Below are 18274 nucleotides of genomic sequence, written 5' to 3' on the forward strand. Positions count from 1 at the left end.
CGCGCAGGATACAACGCCGCAACAAAAAAGCCCACGCATCGCTGCGCAGGCTTGTCTGTTTCATCACAGTGGTCGGGACGGCCGGATTCGAACCGACGACCCTCTGCCCCCCAGGCAGATGCGCTACCAGGCTGCGCTACGCCCCGACTGATGCTGCGATGTACCCGCCAGTGCGGCGGGCCGTGAAGTATAGCGGATTACGGCGGAAATGGGTCAGCGACGCAGCAGTTGCAGCACTTCTTCCAGTTCCATCCGCACCTGCTTGATGATCTGGTTGCTCAAGGCCGATTCCTCGCGTGCATCCGGACCATCCAGGCGCAGGCGCGCGCCGCCGATGGTGTAGCCCTGTTCGTACAACAGGCTGCGGATCTGCCGCACCATCAGCACGTCGTGGCGCTGGTAGTAACGACGGTTGCCACGGCGCTTGGCCGGCTCGAGACTGGGAAACTCGGTTTCCCAGTAGCGCAGCACGTGCGGCTTGACGTCGCACAGTTCGCTGACTTCACCGATGGTGAAGTAGCGCTTGGCCGGAATCGGCGGAAGTTCGCGGTTACTGCCCGGATCCAGCATAAGCTTCCACCCTCTCCTTGAGCTTCTGGCCCGGACGGAAAGTAACCACCGTACGGGCGGAAATCGGAATTTCCTCGCCGGTCTTGGGGTTGCGACCCGGGCGCTGGTTCTTGCGCCGCAGGTCGAAATTGCCAAAGCCCGACAGCTTCACCTGACGTCCCTGTTCCAATGCTTCACGCAGCACATCGAAGAACGCGTCGACGAATTCCTTGGCTTCCCGCTTGTTCAGACCGACTTCGTCGAACAGCTTTTCCGCCATCTCCGCCTTGGTCAATGCCATTGCCTGCTACCCCCGAGTGCTGCCCGCTCAGCCGCGGATCCGGGCGTGGTGTTCACGCTCGATGGCAGTGACCGCCTCGGCCACTACCGCTTCCACGTCGCGGTCCGTCAGAGTGCGCGACTTGTCCTGCAAAATCAAGCCCATAGCGAGACTCTTGAATCCCGGCTCGACGCCCTGGCCGACGTAGCGGTCGAACAGGTTCAGCTCGCGCAGCAACGGGCCGGCAGCCTGGCGGATGGTCGCGGCCAGGTCACTCCAGGCCACCTGTTCAGGCACCAGGAAGGCCAGGTCGCGGCGCACCGCCGGGTATCGCGACAGTTCACCGGCGCGCGGCAGCGCACGGGCGGACAGCGCCTCCAGATCCAGCTCGAAGGCGTACACATCCACGTCGATGTCCATCGCCTTGGCCAGGCGCGGGTGGATCTGACCGATCCAGCCGATCGCCAAGCCGTCGCGGAAGACTTCGGCCGAACGCACCGGATGGCCGTAGGCACGGCTGGACGGGCGGAACTCCAGCACCGCGCCACTGGCAGCGGCCAGCGATTCCAGGTCGCCCTTCAGGTCATGGAAATCGACCTTGCGGGTTGGCAGGCCCCACTGCACTGCCTGCGCTTCACCGCAGACCGCAGCGGCCACGCGCGAGGTTTCCAGCGGTGCCGGCCGGCTTTCGCCGAGCGACGCGTCGCCGGCCTGCTGGGCGAACACCCGGCCGATCTCGAACAGGCGCACGCGGCCCAGCTGGCGGGCGGCGTTGCGGCCAAGGGTGGCGACCAGGCCCGGCAGCAGCGCCGGACGCATCACTGCCAGCTCGGCCGACAGCGGGTTGGCCAACGGCACCAGGTTGTCGCGCAGCTGCCACTGGCTCAGCAGTGCGTCGTCGACGAAGGCGAAATTGACGGTTTCCTGCAGGTCGCGGGCAACCAGCTGGCGGCGCACGCTGAGCGTGTCCAGCTGGGTCTCGGTCGGCATCGCAACACGCGATGCACCACCCGGCAGCGTGGTCGGGATCTGCTCGTAACCGTGGATCCGGGCCAGCTCCTCGATCAGGTCTTCTTCGATGGCGATGTCGAAGCGGCGGCTCGGTGCAGTGACCTGCCAGCCTTCGCCAGCGACCACCACCTGCATGCCCAGCGCGCGCAGGATGCGCTCGACTTCGGCGTCTTCAATGGTGATGCCCAGCACGCGGGTGATGCGTGCGCGGCGCAGCAGGATCGTGGCCGGCTGCGGCAGATCGGCCGCGTTCACCGCCTCGGTCACCGGCGCCGGGGTACCGCCGGCCAGGTCCAGCACTAGGCGGGTGGCATATTCGATGGCGGTACGCGGCAGCGCCGGGTCGACGCCACGCTCGAAGCGGTGGCCGGCATCGGTATGCAGGCCCAGCTTGCGGCCACGGCCCATGATCGCGGCGGGCGCGAAGTGCGCCGCTTCCAGGAATACGGCGGTGGTGGCATCGGTAACGCGCGTATCGAAGCCGCCCATCAGGCCGGCCAGGCCGACCGCGCGGTCGGCGTCGGTAACCACCAGGAAGCTGTCGTCCAGCGCAGCATCACGGCCGTCCAGCAGCTTCAGGTTTTCGCCGGCGCGCGAACGACGCACACCGATCGTGCCCTGCAGGGTGCCCAGATCGTAGGCGTGCATCGGCTGGCCCAGCTCGAGCATTACGTACTGGGTGATGTCGACCAGCAGCGACACCGGGCGCACGCCACTGCGGCGCAGGCGCTCGGCCATCCACAACGGAGTCTTCGCCGCAGCGTTGACACCTTCGATGACACGACCGAGATAGCGCGGCGCTTCGGCACCTGCATCGAGCTGGATCGCCAGCTCGCGACTGCCGTGGGCGGCGATCGGCTCTGCGATGAAATCCAGTACTTCGCTGCGCGTGGCTGCAGCAACGTCATAGGCGATGCCGCGGATGCTGAAGCAGTCGGCGCGGTTGGGGGTCAGCTTGATCTCGATGCTGGCGTCCGGCAGGCCGAGGTACTCCACCAGGGTCTGGCCAACCGGCGCGTCATCCGGCAGTTCCAGCAGGCCGGAAGCGTCGTTGTCCAGGCCCAGCTCCTTGGCCGAGCACAGCATGCCGTTGGATTCGACGCCGCGCAGCTTGGCCGGCTTGATCTTCAATTCGCCGATCTGCGCACCGACCATCGCCAGCGGCGCGACCAGGCCCGGGCGCGCGTTCGGCGCACCACAGACGATCTGCAGCAGCTCAGCCTGCCCCGCATCAACCTTGCACACCTGCAGGCGATCGGCTTCGGGATGGCGTTCGGCTTCGACGATACGCGCGACGACCACGTGCTGCAGGCCATCGCCAAGCGCGGTCACGTCTTCCACTTCCAGGCCGATGGCGGTCAGCACCGCGCTCAGCTCATCGCGCGAGGCAGTGGTCGGGACGTGGCTGCGCAGCCAGTTTTCGGAGAATTTCATGGGGTCACCCTGGTGGGCCCGGCGCATGCGCCTGGGCTTCGGATTCAAGTGCAGCCGGGCATGGCCCGGCACGACATGGTTGTGGCTTACGCGAACTGCTTCAGGAACCGCACATCGTTCTCGAAGAACGCGCGCAGGTCGTTGACGCCGTAACGCAGCATCGCAAAACGCTCCACGCCCAGGCCGAAGGCAAAGCCGGTGTAGCGCTCCGGATCGATGCCGACGTTGCGCAGCACGTTCGGGTGAACCATGCCGCAGCCCAGCACTTCCAGCCAGCGGGTGCTGCCATCGGGCTGCTGCCAGGCGATGTCCACTTCCGCGCCGGGTTCGACGAACGGGAAGTAGCTCGGGCGGAAGCGCATCTCGAAATCACGCTCGAAGAACGCGCGCACGAACTCGGACAACGTGCCCTTCAGATCGGCGAAGGTCGAGTGCTCGTCGACCAGCAGGCCTTCGACCTGGTGGAACATCGGCGAATGGGTCTGGTCGCTGTCGCTGCGATAGACCTTGCCGGCGGCGATCATGCGCAGCGGCGGCTGGTGTTCGCCCATGTAGCGCACCTGCACACCGGAGGTATGCGTGCGCAGCAGGCGGCCGTCACCGAAGTAGAACGTGTCATGCATGGCGCGCGCCGGATGGTGCGGCGGGAAGTTCAGCGCCTCGAAGTTGTGCCAGTCGTCCTCGATCTCCGGCCCTTCGGACAACTCATAGCCCAGCCGGCCGAAGATGCCGGTGATGCGCTCGAGGGTGCGGGTGATCGGGTGCAGGCCGGCGCGTTCGCCGCTGCGGCCGGGCAACGTGATGTCGATCGCCTCGGCGGCCAGGCGCGCATCGAGTGCGGCATCTTCCAGCACTGCCTTGCGCTCGCCCAGCGCGCTGCTCAGCGCATCGCGGGCCTGGTTGATGGCCTCACCGGCCGCCTTGCGTTCGTCGGCCGGCAGCGCACCGAGCTGCTTGAGCTGCGAGGTGATGCTGCCGCTCTTGCCAAGCAGGGCCACGCGCAGCTGTTCCAGCGCGTCCGGGCTCTGCGCGGCGGCCACGTCGGCCAGCGCCTGGGAAGTGAGGGATTGGATGTCGCTCATGGGTAGCCGGAACTCCAGTCGGTCTGCCATCGCGATGCACGAAGGGCCGCGCCGTCGCAACCGCTTGCCGGTCGCCCGCCTTCTGCACGGCTGCGCCCGGCACAAAAAAGAATGGGGAAGGACTTGCGCCCTTCCCCATGCATTGCCTCTACCTGACACCGTTCTCCGTGAACGGCAACGGCATCGGGAAGGACTTATGCCGCCAGTGCGCCCTTGGCCTTTTCGGCCAGTGCAGCAAAGCCAGCTGCGTCGTGCACGGCGATGTCAGCCAGAACCTTACGGTCCAGGGTGATGCCAGCCTTCAGCAGGCCGTTCATGAAACGGCTGTAGCTCAGGCCGTTGATGCGGGCAGCCGCGTTGATGCGGGTGATCCACAGCGAACGGAAGTTGCGCTTCTTCTGCTTACGGCCGATGTAGGCGTACTGCTGTGCCTTGATGACCGCCTGCTTGGCGACGCGGAAGACCTTGCGACGGGCATTGTAGTAGCCCTTCGCCAGATCAAGGATTTTCTTGTGGCGGCGACGCGCCTGTACGCCACGCTTAACTCGTGCCATTTTTCAGTTCCTCAGAGGTAAGGGAGCATGCGGTCCAGACGGCCTGCGTCTTCTGCGCGGACGTGATTCGTCTGACGCAGGTTACGCTTACGCTTGGTCGCTTTCTTCGTGAGGATGTGGCTACGGTTGGCGTGGCCGCACTTGTACTTGCCCGAGGCGGTCTTGCGGAAACGCTTGGCCGCCGCCCGGTTGGTCTTGATCTTGGGCATTGCAATGTCCTTGATGGGATATGACCCTGGTTTCTGACTGATCTGGCGGCGGCCTGGGCCGCTCTTTCCGTCCTGCCATGATCGGCGTACGACCCGTCCTGGGTGGGTCGAGCCGGGCATGATACAGGCAAAACCGCCCTGTAACCAGCCCCCATACAGCTTTTCATCCGCAACCCGGCTGCGCCGGTCCCGGAAAAGCAAAAGGACGCCAGCGGCGCCCCTTCACCTTCATCCATTCAGCCGCCAGGCGCCCCGCGAGGCAGCCCGTCAGGCCTCAGGTCTTCTTCTTCGGCGCGATCATCATCACCATCTGACGCCCTTCCAGGCGCGGACGGGATTCGATGACGATGTCCTCGCCCAGATCACCCTCGATCCGGCTGGCCATCTCGCGACCCAGTTCCTGGTGGCTCATTTCACGGCCACGGAAACGGATGTTGACCTTGATCTTGTCGCCTTCTTCAAGGAAACCGCGCATCTTGCGCAGCTTGATCTGGTAGTCGCCCTCGTCCGTGACCGGACGGAACTTCACTTCCTTGATCTCGACCTGCTTGGTCTTCTTCTTGGCCTCGCTGGCCTTCTTCTGGGCTTCGAACTTGAACTTGCCGAAGTCCATGATCTTGCACACCGGCGGGTCTGCCTGCGGCTGGATCTCGACCAGGTCCAGGCCTTCATCTTCGGCCATGGACAACGCTTCGTCTCGCGTCAACACGCCGATCATTTCTCCGTCACTGCCGATCACGCGGACGCGCGGCACACGGATTTCCTGATTCTTGCGGTTCTGTTTGTTGTCAGGGGTACTGATATTGCGATCTCCCAAGGGTGTCGAACCCGGCCCGGGCGCCAATGCGCACGGGCCGGACCTTTATTTACGCGCCCTCGGCCTGGAGCCGCTCGGTGAAAGCCTGGAGGCTCATGCTGCCGAGATCTTCGCCAGAACGCGTACGCACCGCCACAGCGCCGTTTTCCTTCTCGCGGTCACCAATGACCAGCAGGTACGGCACGCGCTGCAGCGTGTGCTCGCGAATCTTATAGCCGATCTTCTCGTTACGCAAATCGGCGCTGACGCGGAAGCCTTGATCCGCAAGGCTTTTGGTCACGGCAGACACGTATTCAGCCTGCGCATCGGTGATATTGGCCACCACCACCTGGGTCGGCGCCAGCCAGGCCGGGAACTGGCCGGCATGGTGCTCGATCAGGATGCCCAGGAAACGCTCCATCGAGCCGACGATGGCCCGGTGCAGCATCACCGGATGCTTCTTCTGGCTGTTTTCGTCCACGTATTCAGCGCCCAGACGGCCAGGCATCATGAAATCGACCTGCATGGTGCCCAGCTGCCAGGTGCGGCCGATGGCGTCCTTCAGGTGGTACTCGATCTTCGGGCCGTAGAAGGCGCCCTCGCCCGGCAGTTCCTGCCATTCCACCCCGCAGCTGGACAGTGCCGAGCGCAGCGCGCCCTCCGCCTTGTCCCAGGTGGCGTCATCGCCCAGGCGCGATTCGGGGCGCAGCGCGATCTTGACCTGGATCTCCTCGAAGCCGAAGTGCTGGTACACCGCCAGCGCCTGCTGGTGGAACGCGGTCACTTCCGCCTCGACCTGGTCTTCGGTGCAGAACACGTGACCGTCGTCCTGGGTGAAGCCACGCACGCGCAGGATGCCGTGCAGCGCGCCGGAGGGCTCGTTGCGGTGGCAGGCGCCAAACTCACCGTAGCGGATCGGCAGATCGCGGTAGCTGTGCAGCCCCTGGTTGAACACCTGCACGTGGCCCGGGCAGTTCATCGGCTTGAGCGCGTAGGTACGCTTCTCCGACTCGGTGAAGAACATCGCGTCCTGGTAGTTGTCCCAGTGGCCCGACTTCTGCCACAGCGACACGTCCAGGATCTGCGGGCAGCGCACTTCGCCGTAGCCGGTGCTGCGGTACACCTTGCGCATGTACTGCTCGACCACCTGCCACAGCGCCCAGCCCTTCGGGTGCCAGAACACCAGGCCCGGGGCCTCTTCCTGCAGGTGGAACAGGTCCTGCTGCTTGCCGATGCGACGGTGGTCGCGCATCTCCGCTTCTTCGATGCGCTTGATGTACGCATCGAGCTGCTTCTTGTCGGCCCAGGCGGTGCCGTAGACGCGCTGCAGCTGCTCGTTCTGCGCGTCGCCGCGCCAATAGGCGCCGGAAATGCGGGTCAGCTTGAAGGCCTTCAGGAAACGCGTGTTGGGCACGTGCGGGCCACGGCACATGTCCACGTATTCCTGGTGGTAGTACATGCCCATCGCCTGGATCTCCGGCGACATGTCTTCGATCAGGCGCAGCTTGTAGTCCTCGCCACGGGCCTTGAAGATCTCGATGACTTCCGCACGCGGGGTCACCTTCTTGATGACGTCGTAATCCTGCGCGATCAGCTCGCCCATGCGCTTTTCGATCGCCGCCATGTCTTCGGGGGTGAACGGGCGCTCGGAATAGATGTCGTAGTAGAAGCCCTCGGCGATCACCGGGCCGATGACCATCTTCACGTCCGGATAGAGCTGCTTGACCGCGTGGCCGACCAGGTGGGCGCTGGAGTGGCGGATGATTTCCACGCCCTCCTCGTCCTTGGCGGTGATGATGCGCAGGGAGGCGTCGTGGTCGATGACGTCACTGGCATCGACCAGCACGCCATCCACCGAACCGGCGATGGTGGCCTTGGCCAGGCCGGCGCCGATCGACTGGGCGACGTCCATGACGCTGACGGGATGTTCGAATTCGCGGCGGCTGCCGTCGGGAAGGGTAATCGTGATCATTGCAATGGCTTCATGCGGGGCCCGCCGGGCGGGCTGGAAAGCGCTCCCGGGCCAACGCCCGGGCAATAAAAAAGCGCCACGAGGGCGCCTGGAATGCAGGGCCTTCGGGGCAGGTCAACAGTGGGCGGTGGTAGTGCTCATGTCGCACGCTCGGCCGGCGCAGTGCGCGGGCCACCTTGGTTCCAGGATGTGGTTGCCGATGATCTTAAACCAGTGGCCGACAAAGCCCAAGCGGCGCCTGAATGGCGCTCGCTGGCGGCGTGAAAACGCAATGATTACCATGTGCGCGCAGCCAGCCTCCGTGCCGGCCTGCCCGCTTCCCCCAGGACCCTGCAATGCGCCACCCGCCCCGACCGGCGCCTGCCGGTCCCGCCCGTGCCCCGCGTTCACCGGCCGTATGCCGGGCTCGGAGCCCGCAATGATCACCGTTGGCCTGTCGACCCTTGGCTTCTGCAGCCTCGGCATGCTGTCGGCGATGTTCTCCGCGCTGGCCTTCTATGCCGCCTCCCCGCACTGCCGTTGGCCACGCCTGCGCCGTGCCGGGCGCCTGGGTCGGCAGATCGGCCTGGTCGCTGCCGTGGCCGCGCTGTGGCTGTGGATGGCCGAACTGGGCTTTGCCGCCGGCCTGGTGGCGATGCTGTGCACCTGGATGCTGGCCGCCATGCTGCTGCCGGCACTGGCGGCATGGCACCGCCCCGATGTGGAGCCGCGCTGATGTGGTCGCGCGCACTGGCCGGCATCTTCGCCGGCTTCTTCCTTGCCGCTGCGGCGACCGGCCTGGTCGCATGGCTGCCGCCGGGCCCCTGGCAGAAGGCCCTGGTGCCGAGCCTGATCGCATTCGTCCCGTTGTGGATGCTGGCCGCGCTGTGGGCCTTCAGTTTCCGCAGCCCGCTGCGCGCCTGGCTGACCCTGGCCGGTTGCGCGGCCCTTGGCTTCGCCGTACTCGGCCTGCTGCGCCTGACCGGCGCGGTGCAATGAGATCGACCGCATGAAATTCAGTTCACAGACCCTGCGCACGTTCACCACCCTGCACACCTGGGTTGGCCTGGTCGCCGGCTTCGGGCTGTTCGTGGCGTTCTATGCCGGCGCGCTGACTCTGTTCCACCACGATCTCCCGCTGTGGCAGACGCCTGGCGCAGCAACCGCGTTGCCGGCCGGCCTGGATGACGCCCAGTACCTGCTCGACGATGTACTGGCCACCCACGCCGAAGCGCGTCGCCACGTTGGCATGACCTTCCCCGGCGCCGATCATCCGCAGCCGCTGGCCTACTGGCAGGCCGAAGACGGCAGCTGGCGCTATGCATGGCCGGGACAGACCGGCGGCAGTCCGACGCCACCGCAGACCGGGCTGGCCGAACTGGTCAACGAACTGCATTACAGCCTGGGCCTGCCGGTGGCCGGCATCTACGTGATGGGCATCGTCAGCCTGCTGTACGGCATGGCCCTGCTCAGCGGACTGGTGATCCACCTGCCCAAGCTGCTGGGCGATCTGTTCGCGCTGCGCCCGGGCCGCAATCTGAAGCAGCAATGGCAGGACGCGCACAACGTGATCGGCGTGCTCAGCCTGCCGTTCCATCTGATGTTCGCGGTGACTGGCGCCCTGCTCTGCCTGGTGTTCATGCAGATGGCCGTACTCAATCCCCTGATCTACGACGGCAAGGCACTGCAGGCGGTACCGACGGCGATGGATACCGCGCCGCTGCGCGAAGCCAGTGGCATCCCGGCTGCACCGGGCAGTCTGCGCGAACTTCATGCACGGGCGCTGGAAGTGGCGCGCGCGCAAGGTGTGGCCAACTTTGAACCGGCCTACCTGAAACTGGCCAATGGCGGTGATGCCAACGCGACCATCGAGATCACCGGCGAGGCCAGCGGCACGCTCGGCCCGCTCGGCGCTGTCGCGCTGGATGTCGAAAGCGGCCGCGTGCTGGCCAGCCAGCTGCCTGGCCAACGCGATGCCAACCACGCCACGCTCAGTGCCGCCTATGCCCTGCACTTCGGCGAATTCGGCAATGGCGTGGTGGTCTGGCTGTACTTCCTGCTCGGCCTCGGCGGCGCCTTCCTGTTCTATTCGGGCAACCTGCTGTGGATCGAGTCGCGCCGCAAGCGCCGTCAGCCGCAGCAGTCACGCGCGGCCGTCAACATGGCGCGGGCCACGGTGGGTTTCTGCATCGGCCTGTGCGTGGCGATCTCGGTGGCCTTCGTCGCCGCACTGGTGCTGGAGCGGGTCGCCCCTGCACAGGTCGACCACGGCATCCGCTGGGCCTGCTTCCTGACCTGGGCGGCGTGTGCGCTGTGGGCAGCCCTGCGCCGCCCGGCGCAGGCGGCGCGCGAGCTGCTGTGGGCCGCAGCGATCAGCACCGCGCTGGTGCCGGTGGCACACGGCGCCCTCAACGGTGACTGGCTGTGGTTGGCCGCCGCACGCGGCCACTGGCCGTTGTTCTGGATCGATGCGATGGCACTGGCGATGGCCTTTGGCTTTGCCCGCCTGGCGTATGCGAGCCAGCGGCGGGCCCGCAACGGTGACCCCAACAGCGTGTGGGCGAACTGACCACCCGCCATCGATGATCGGATTGCAGCGCCGGCCCTTGCCCGGCGCTGACAGCACGCTCAGTCGCCGACGCGGGCCTTCTGCCACGGAGCCAGCATGGCGTTGAGCAGGCTGGCCTGCTCGTCGTCACCGGTCAGCTCCCACATGAAGACACCGGCCAGGCCCTGCTCGCGCGCGAACTGCGCCCGCAGCCCGATCGAACGCGGGTCTTCATAGCTGATGAAAATCTTCTCGGTCGGGTTGTACAACCACGGGCTCTGCGCCTGCGGCTGCCAGTGCTTGTTCCAGCCCGGCTGGTCGAGATAGCGTGCCTTGATCACCCGCCAGTCACCGGCATCGGCCGGAGCGCTGTAGGCCTGGTACAAGCCATCTGCCGACTCGCCGGTGACCTTGAAACCGCGCCCATAGAACGGCACGCCCAGCACCAGCTTGCTCGCGGGTACGCCATGCTCGCGGTAGTACTGCACGGCACCGGCGACGTTGTTCCAGCGCCGCAGTTCCGGCGCCAGCGGATCGGCAGGCACTTCATGCAGGGGGGCATTGAAGGTCGACACCGCCGAGAAGCCGGTGCCCATGTCGTAGCTCATCAGGTTGATGAAATCGAACACCTTGGCCAGCGCCGGCAGATCGTAGCTGGCGACGGGATCGTACGGACCGTCGGTCTGCAGGCGACCTGCCGCCAGCGCCGCAGTCAGCAGCATCGGCTGCCCCGCTTTTCTGCCGCGAGCATCCAGCGCCACGCGGAAAGCCTGCGCAAGCTTGGTCAGGTTGGCACGGTCCTGCGGACGGTGCGCCAGTTCCTTCGGGCCACCGCTGACCGGGAACTCCCAGTCGATGTCCACGCCATCGAAGCTGCCGGCATGACGCTCGAAGAACAACGCCATGCACGAGTCGACCAGGCGCCTGCGGCTGGCCTCGGTCAGCGCAGCGTCGGAGAATCCGCCCGCGCCCCAGCCACCGATCGAAATCAACGTGCGCAGATGCGGATGATGGCGCTTGAGCTCGGCCAATGCGGCGAAGTTGGCCGGCGCCTCGGCTCCGATCGCACAGCGCCCGTCCTCGATGGTGGAGAACGCATAGAACAGATGGGTGAGTCGTTCGGCCGGGACGCTCGATACCGGATAGCGCTCGGCCGAACCGCCAGGGTAGTACGCACCGAAGATCGGCGTTTGCGCGGGTTGCGCCTGCGCGGCAATGGGCAGGGTACCGGCGATCAGCACTGCAAGTACGGCCAAGGTCTGGCGGAACATGGAAACTCCCGGGTCGAAGGCGCAGCCACGTTAGCAAACAGATCGGCCCAGGGTGCGGATGTCCGTGCAAGTCGTCCGCTGGACAGTGGCCGGTCACTGGAAGCTGACACGGTCGTGGCTGCGCAACGTCGAAAGCACTTCGCTGCAGGACAACACACGACCTGCCTGAGCTAAGGTGGCGCTGGATCTTCAATGGCACACGGACATGACCGCAGACCACGACGCAGACGACGAACTGCTGGACGACGAAACCCTCGAAAAGCTGCAGGCAATGGAAGCGCGTGCCTATGCGGCGTTCGATGCTGGCGACCTGGCGGAAGCCACTGCCCTGTTCGGCGAGCTGATCGAACTCACACCCGAACTGCCCAATCTGCACTACATGCGCGGGTTGGCGCACAAGTACCTGCGCGACTGGCCGGCATCGCTGCAGGACAACCTGCGCTCGGAACAGCTGCGCGATGCATTCGACGAGGCCACCGCATGGAACGCCGGCATTGCCGCCACCGGCGCCGGTGACTGGGCCGAGGCGCGCCGGCAATGGACCCGTTGCGGCATCACACTGCCAGAGGGCGAAGGCCCGATCGACGGCAATTTCGGCGTTGCCTGTGTCCGCTTGAATCCGTGGTCCAGCGGCGAGACCGTGTACATGCGCCGATTGGATCCGGTGCGTGCACGGGTGGAGAACGTACCGCTGCCTGAGAGCGGGTTCCGCTTCGGCGACATCGTGCTGCATGACGGCGCATCCACCGGGCATCGCAGCCATGGTGAGCGTCAGGTACCGGTGTTCAACGCCATGCAGCGTCTGCAGCCGTCGGACATGGCAACCCATGCCGTGTTCGTGCAGTGCGATGGACCGGAGGACATTGCCGCGCTGCGCGCGCTGACTTTGCCGGGCATCGGCCTGGTCGAGGACTGGACCGAGTCGGTGCGTCACCTGTGCCTGCGCTGCAGCTATGGCACGCCGCACCAGCACGATGACGACCGTGGCGATGACGAGACCCGTGATGATGACGATCGCTGGGAAAGCGAACGCAACCTCGGTATCGCCGCACAGGGCCGGACCGCGGTGGAGAAGCTGATGGCGGTATGGACGGCAGCCGGCAGGGGGCGCGTGCTGGAGGCGATTGAACAGCGCGAGCATCCGCTTCCGGATCCGGAGCCCGGTCAGGTGTGGTGGCTGGGGCACGAAGAAGAACAGCCCGTGTAGCGCCGAGCCTTGCAACGCAAGGCTTTCAGAATTCTTCAGGGGAATTTCCAGCACTTCAGCCGGTGCTCTGGCCCAATCGGGCTCCTTTCGATGGAGCCCGATCATGCGTTCACTCCTGGCCATTTCCGGCCTGCTGGCATCTCTTCTCAGCCTGCCCTGCACCGCCGCCCCACCCGACCCTGCGCGTCTGCAGGCGCTGGAACACGCCATTGCCAGCGATGAACTGAAGCAGATCCGCAGCGTGCTGCTGCAGGTGGACGGCAGGGTCGTCTACGAGGGCTACTTCAACGGCGCCGATGCGCAGACCCTGCACGACGTGCGTTCGGCCAGCAAGAGCGTGACCGCCCTGCTGGTGGGGGCCGCCATCGGCGAGGGCAAGCTGCCGGGCGTACACGCGCGCGTCTATGACTACTTCCCGGCTTACACCGCGCTCCATGCGGTGGATCCGCGCCTGCGCCAAACCACGGTGGAAGACCTGCTGACCATGAGTTCCCTGTGGGAGTGTGATGACGAGAATGCGTTCTCGGCAGGCAACGAAGAGCGCATGTACGTGACCGAACGCTGGCTCGATTTCACCCTGGGGTTGCCGGTCAAAGGATTTGCACCATGGATGCAGCGTCCGGCGGACAGCCCGCACGGGCGCGCCTTCGCCTACTGCACCGCCAATTCCTTCGTACTCGGCGCGGTGCTGGAACAGGCGACCGGCCAGCCGTTGGCAGACTACGCCGCACGCGTGCTGGAGCGACCACTGGGAATCACGGCAAGCCACTGGAACCGGTCGCCCGAGGGCATCGGCATGGGCGGTGGCGGGACGCGCTACCGCAGCCGCGATCTGGCCAGGCTGGGCCAACTGGTACTCGATGGCGGCCGCTGGCAGGGCCGACAACTTCTGCCGCGCGACTACATCGCCGCCATGATCCAACCGCAGGCACAGGCCGGCGATGGCAGTGACTACGGTTATCAATGGTGGGGATTGAAACTGGCGGTCGACGGCAAACCACAGACGGTGTGGGCAATGTCCGGCAATGGTGGCAACTATGTCTTCGTGCTGCCGCAGCATCGCGCCGTGGCCGTGGTTACCAGCCAGGCCTACAACCGCAGCCTGGCCCACCCACAGTCGCGACGGATTCTCACCGAGTTCCTGTTGCCGGCGCTGCGCTGAGGCCCGAGAGATCGGCGGGACGCCAGTCGGCAGCCAGTACCCGGCTGCGTTGGCGTGCGATATCGGTATCGATGCGCGCCAGCAGAGCCGCCCATCCCGAAGTGTTGTGCAAGGGCGCGAACAGCGGCGTGGCGCGCAGCCACGCCGCATCGCGGAAGCCGTCGTTGACCGCCTGCTGCAACGCCCCCATCGCGGCAGCGGTGTTGCCTGACGCCTGCAACAGCAGGGCCCGCTCCAGAGCGGCGTCGGACCAGCCATCACCGGCCTGTGCCTGCAGCGATGCGAGGCGGTCGCCAATCCATTCCGGTGATGGGCCCGGCGCTGCGTACAGCATGGCCAGGGTCTGCCCGAACGACTGCTGCGGACGCAGTTGGCGCCCCTGCTCGAAGGCAGCGGCGACGGCGGCGCGATCCCCGGCCTGCAGCGCCAATTCGCCCTGCAGCCGCAGCAGTTGTGGATGCGGAGTGCCGCGCGACAGCGCTTCGGACAGCGCCTGTCTGGCTGGCCCGGATGCACCGGCTGCAAACAGGCTGCGCGGCCAGGCGATGTTGGCAAAGACGTTGTCGGGGTACAGCTGGAAGTTCCGCGCGTGACGTTGTGCCGCCGCTTGGGTGAAGCCCAGCAGCTCCAGTTCACGTGCCACCTGCACGTCGCGGAAACGCAGGCGCTCGGGCGCCTTCAATGCGAGATTGTCGCGCAGCGCAAGAACAAGATGGCCCTGCTCCTGGTGCAGATAGGCCAGCGATGCGCGCGTGCGCTCATCAGCGGGATCCAGCTGGATGGCGCGCTGGTAATCGGCAATGGCATCGCCCATCCGCCCCAGGCAGTCGTAGGCATAGCCGCGCAATGCGTGCGCCGCACCGTCATCGAAAGCGCGACGGAGTTCGGCGTCCGCCAGGGCAAGGGCTTCGTCCATCTGCGCAGCCGAGCCATTGAACAGGCACCCCTGCGCGGACAAGGCACGTGACAGCCCGCGTCGTGCGCTGCTGGATTCGGGATCCACCTGCAGTGCCTGCCGGTACAGGGCAATGGCACGCTCGTTGTTGCCGGCCTGGCCGATGCTGGCGTAGTACTCGGCGCGCTGCAGCAAGGCCTGCGCGGCCGGCGGCGATGGCGTAGCGGGCCACAGTAGAACAGTGGCCAGTACGACAACGGCGGCGGCACCGCCGGCCAGCCAAGGCCACTTGCGGCGTGCAGCTGGCGGCGAGGTCCGCTCCAGCGCGACCGGCGCAGCGCACAGCTGGTAGCCACGCCCACGTACCGAGCGGATATACCGCGGGCGGCGGCTGTCGTCGCCCAGCGCCTTGCGCAGCAGCTTCACCCGCTGGCTGATCGCATCTTCGCCCACGACCGCTGGTGCCCAGACCTGTTCGGCCAAGGTGTCGAAATCGACGATGTCGGTACCACGCTCCAGCAGCACTTCGAACAGGCGCCAGCTCAGGCCATGGAGCGGCAACGCGACACCTGCGCGGGTGACCCGCTGTGCAGGGAAATCTATTTCAAGGTCGAGCAGACGCAGGCTGTCCATGCGCGAAGCATAGCGGCCGGTGCGGCCTGCGGGACGACAGGCAAAGAAAAAGCGGGCCGAAGCCCGCTTTTTCATTTCGGCGTGTCAACCAAGGTTGACACCTACCGGAATCGAGGCGTGCCAACCAAGGTTGACACCCACCGTCGATTACTCGGCGGTGGCGCCTTCGCCTTCCTCGACGGCCTTCATCGACAGGCGGATACGGCCCTGCTTGTCGACTTCCAGCACCTTGACCTTGACCACGTCGCCTTCCTTCAGCACGTCGCCGACCTTCTCGACGCGGTCGCTGGAGATCTGCGACACGTGCACCAGGCCGTCCTTGCCCGGCAGGATGGTGACGAATGCACCGAAGTCCATGATCTTGGCGACCTTGCCTTCGTAGATGCGGCCCGGCTCGACGTCCGAGGTGATCTGCTCGATGCGGGCCTTGGCAGCCTGCGCAGCGATGGCATTGACCGAAGCGATGACGATGGTGCCGTCATCCTGGATGTCGATCTGGGTGCCGGTTTCCTTGGTGATGGCCTGGATGGTCGAACCACCCTTGCCGATCACTTCGCGGATCTTGTCCGGGTGGATCTTGATGGTCAGCAGACGCGGCGCGTAGTCCGACAGCTCTTCGCGCGGAGCGGTCAGGCCGTGGGCCATTTCGCCCAGGATGTGCAGACGGCCAGCCTTGGCCTGCTGCAGAGCCTGCTTCATGATCTCTTCGGTGATGCCTTCGATCTTGATGTCCATCTGCAGGGCGGAGATGCCCTCAGCGGTACCGGCAACCTTGAAGTCCATGTCACCCAGGTGATCTTCGTCACCCAGGATGTCGGACAGGACGACGAAGCGATCGCCTTCCTTGACCAGACCCATGGCGATACCGGCAACCGGTGCCTTCACCGGCACGCCGGCGTCCATCAGGGCCAGCGACGAGCCGCAGACCGATGCCATCGACGAGGAGCCGTTGGATTCGGTGATTTCCGACACGACACGGATGGTGTACGGGAAGGATTCCAGCGACGGCATCACTGCCAGCACGCCGCGCTTGGCCAGACGGCCGTGGCCGATCTCGCGACGCTTCGGGCCCATCATGCGGCCGGTCTCACCCACCGAGTAGGGGGGGAAGTTGTAATGGAACAGGAAGTTCTCTTTGTACTCACCGGAGACGGCATCGATGACCTGGCCATCACGGGCGGTGCCCAGGGTGATGGTCACGATGGCCTGCGTTTCGCCGCGGGTGAACAGCGAGGAACCGTGGGTACGCGGCAGGATGCCGGTCTTCACTGCGATCGGGCGGACGGTGTCCAGCGCACGGCCGTCGATGCGGACCTTGGTGTCCAGCACCGAGTTGCGCATGGTGCTGTATTCCAGCTCGCCGAATTCCTTCGACAGCTCGGCCGGGTTCCAGCCTTCAGCGGCCACGCGACCAGCCAGCGACTCGACCACGTCCTTCTTGATCGCCGAGATGGCGTCGCGGCGCTGCAGCTTGTCGCGCACCTGGAAGGCTTCGCCCAGACGCGGGCCGATGGATTCCTGCAGGGCGCTGATCAGCACGTCGTTCTTGGCCGGGGCGACCCAGGTCGACGGCTTGGTGCCGGCTTCCACGGTCAGTTCGTTGATCGCGTTGATGACCTTCTGCATTTCGCGGTGACCGAAGGTCACGGCGCCCAGCATCACGTCTTCGGACAGCAGCGCGGCTTCGGATTCCACCATCAGCACAGCGTTGGCGGTACCGGCAACGACCAGCTCCAGCTCCGAATCCTTCAGTTCGGTCACGGTCGGGTTGAGGATGTACTCACCGTTCTTGTAACCCACCTTGGCGGCGGCGATCGGACCCTTGAACGGGGTGCCGGCCAGCGACAGCGCAGCCGAGGCACCGATCAGGGCAGCGATGTCACCATCGATGTCCGGGTTCAGCGACATCACCGTGGCGATGATCTGGACTTCGTTCTTGTAGTCTTCCGGGAACAGCGGACGGATCGGACGATCGATCAGACGCGAGATCAGGGTTTCCTTCTCGGTCGCGCGGCCTTCGCGCTTGAAGAAGCCACCCGGGATACGGCCACCGGCGTAGAACTTCTCCTGATAGTCACAGGTCAGGGGGAAGAAGTCCTGGCCCTCACGCGCGCTCTTGGCGGCAACGGCGGAGACCAGCAGCACGGTGTCGTCGAACTTGACGATGACGGCGCCACCGGCCTGGCGGGCGATTTCGCCGGTCTCAAGCGTGACGGTGTGCTTGCCGTACTGGAAGGTTTTGGTGATTTTTGCCACGGGGGTGTCCTTGGGGATGCTGTCTGCGAATGGACCGGGGGCGACCCTTGCCGCCAACGGATGACCGGTCGTTCCGGTCTGAAAAAGGTATTGCGGTGCTACAAAACAAAACCGCGGCGCATCGCTGCGCCGCGGGGGATTCGTTGCTTAGCGACGCAGGCCAAGCTTCTCGATCAGGGCCTTGTAACGCTCGACGTCCTTCTTCTTCAGGTAGTCGAGCAGGCTGCGGCGGCGGTTGACCATCTGCAGCAGACCGCGGCGGCTGTGGTGATCTTTCTTGTGGGTCTTGAAGTGGCCGGTCAGCAGTTCGATGCGGGCGGTCAGCAGTGCAACCTGGACTTCCGGGGAGCCGGTGTCAGCCGAGCTGCGCTTGTTGTCTTCAATGACCTTCTGGGTGTCGATCGACATGTCTTTTTTTTCTCTGTGATGCGTGGCC

General features: G+C 65.6%; 17 protein-coding genes and 1 tRNA gene. 5 read left to right on the top strand and 13 right to left on the bottom strand.

From position 1 onward, the window contains the following. Window positions 1-69 precede the first annotated feature (69 nt). From CR156_RS12470 to thrS, 9 genes are all read right to left on the bottom strand, one after another. Window positions 70-146, bottom strand: a tRNA-Pro gene (locus CR156_RS12470). A 67-nt stretch (window positions 147-213) separates the two neighbouring features. Further along, complete coding sequence (locus tag CR156_RS12475) at window positions 214-570, bottom strand: MerR family transcriptional regulator (protein ID WP_005410431.1); 357 nt, start codon at window positions 568-570, stop codon at window positions 214-216. Further along, window positions 551-850, bottom strand: coding sequence for an integration host factor subunit alpha (locus CR156_RS12480; RefSeq protein ID WP_005410432.1), 300 nt, complete (start codon window positions 848-850; stop codon window positions 551-553). The genes CR156_RS12475 and CR156_RS12480 overlap by 20 nt, the downstream gene beginning before the upstream one ends. Window positions 851-877: 27 nt before the next feature. Continuing rightward, window positions 878-3274 carry a phenylalanine--tRNA ligase subunit beta gene (gene pheT / locus CR156_RS12485; RefSeq protein ID WP_100553083.1) on the bottom strand — a complete coding sequence of 799 codons (2397 nt, stop codon included), beginning with the start codon at window positions 3272-3274 and terminating at the stop codon, window positions 878-880. 86 nt (window positions 3275-3360) lie between these two features. Beyond that, a complete protein-coding gene (gene pheS, locus CR156_RS12490; protein ID WP_089236281.1) occupies window positions 3361-4356 on the bottom strand; it encodes a phenylalanine--tRNA ligase subunit alpha in 996 nt (331 codons plus the stop codon). Between the two features lie 194 nt (window positions 4357-4550). After that, a complete protein-coding gene (gene rplT, locus CR156_RS12495) occupies window positions 4551-4910 on the bottom strand; it encodes a 50S ribosomal protein L20 (RefSeq protein WP_005410435.1) in 360 nt (119 codons plus the stop codon). Window positions 4911-4921: 11 nt separating this feature from the next. Next, window positions 4922-5119: a 50S ribosomal protein L35 gene (rpmI, locus tag CR156_RS12500; protein ID WP_002811096.1), complete on the bottom strand. Its 198-nt coding sequence runs from the start codon at window positions 5117-5119 to the stop codon at window positions 4922-4924. Window positions 5120-5393: 274 nt separating this feature from the next. Continuing rightward, on the bottom strand, window positions 5394-5936 hold the full coding sequence (gene infC, locus CR156_RS12505) for a translation initiation factor IF-3 (RefSeq protein ID WP_089236282.1): 543 nt from the start codon (window positions 5934-5936) through the stop codon (window positions 5394-5396). A 49-nt stretch (window positions 5937-5985) separates the two neighbouring features. Continuing rightward, window positions 5986-7887, bottom strand: a complete 1902-nt coding sequence (gene thrS / locus CR156_RS12510) for a threonine--tRNA ligase (RefSeq protein ID WP_100553084.1) — start codon at window positions 7885-7887, stop codon at window positions 5986-5988. A 418-nt stretch (window positions 7888-8305) separates the two neighbouring features. Here thrS and CR156_RS12515 point away from each other — a divergent pair, with 418 nt between their 5' ends. From CR156_RS12515 to CR156_RS12525, 3 genes are read left to right on the top strand one after another with little or no spacing between them, the layout of a single operon-like run. Continuing rightward, a complete protein-coding gene (locus CR156_RS12515; protein WP_025876254.1) occupies window positions 8306-8602 on the top strand; it encodes a hypothetical protein in 297 nt (98 codons plus the stop codon). After that, the gene (locus CR156_RS12520; RefSeq protein WP_089236284.1) at window positions 8602-8865 is read left to right on the top strand and encodes a hypothetical protein; all 264 of its coding nucleotides are present in this window, start codon (window positions 8602-8604) and stop codon (window positions 8863-8865) included. Before CR156_RS12515 ends, CR156_RS12520 begins: the two co-directional genes overlap by 1 nt. A gap of 10 nt (window positions 8866-8875) precedes the next feature. Continuing rightward, complete coding sequence (locus CR156_RS12525) at window positions 8876-10435, top strand: PepSY-associated TM helix domain-containing protein (protein WP_100553085.1); 1560 nt, start codon at window positions 8876-8878, stop codon at window positions 10433-10435. Window positions 10436-10494: 59 nt separating this feature from the next. Here the strand turns inward: CR156_RS12525 and CR156_RS12530 are convergent, their stop codons facing one another. Next, a complete protein-coding gene (locus tag CR156_RS12530) occupies window positions 10495-11685 on the bottom strand; it encodes a glycoside hydrolase family 18 protein (RefSeq protein WP_100553086.1) in 1191 nt (396 codons plus the stop codon). Window positions 11686-11890: 205 nt separating this feature from the next. Between CR156_RS12530 and CR156_RS12535 the strand changes: the two genes are divergently transcribed. Together CR156_RS12535 and CR156_RS12540 are read left to right on the top strand one after the other, a co-directional pair. Next, a complete protein-coding gene (locus tag CR156_RS12535; protein WP_100553087.1) occupies window positions 11891-12892 on the top strand; it encodes a tetratricopeptide repeat protein in 1002 nt (333 codons plus the stop codon). 103 nt (window positions 12893-12995) lie between these two features. Next, window positions 12996-14054 (top strand): serine hydrolase domain-containing protein, encoded by a 1059-nt coding sequence (locus tag CR156_RS12540; protein WP_100553088.1) that lies wholly within the window; start codon window positions 12996-12998, stop codon window positions 14052-14054. Here the strand turns inward: CR156_RS12540 and CR156_RS12545 are convergent. From CR156_RS12545 to rpsO, 3 genes are all read right to left on the bottom strand, one after another. After that, entirely contained in the window at window positions 14023-15582 is a 1560-nt protein-coding gene (locus tag CR156_RS12545; protein ID WP_100553089.1) for a winged helix-turn-helix domain-containing protein, read from the bottom strand. The genes CR156_RS12540 and CR156_RS12545 overlap by 32 nt on opposite strands. Before the next feature lie 147 nt (window positions 15583-15729). After that, window positions 15730-17838, bottom strand: a complete 2109-nt coding sequence (pnp, locus tag CR156_RS12550) for a polyribonucleotide nucleotidyltransferase (RefSeq protein ID WP_100553090.1) — start codon at window positions 17836-17838, stop codon at window positions 15730-15732. Between the two features lie 147 nt (window positions 17839-17985). Then, a complete protein-coding gene (rpsO, locus tag CR156_RS12555) occupies window positions 17986-18246 on the bottom strand; it encodes a 30S ribosomal protein S15 (protein ID WP_005410445.1) in 261 nt (86 codons plus the stop codon). Window positions 18247-18274: the final 28 nt, after the last annotated feature.

Source organism: Stenotrophomonas lactitubi (genome assembly GCF_002803515.1).
Lineage (GTDB): Bacteria > Pseudomonadota > Gammaproteobacteria > Xanthomonadales > Xanthomonadaceae > Stenotrophomonas > Stenotrophomonas lactitubi.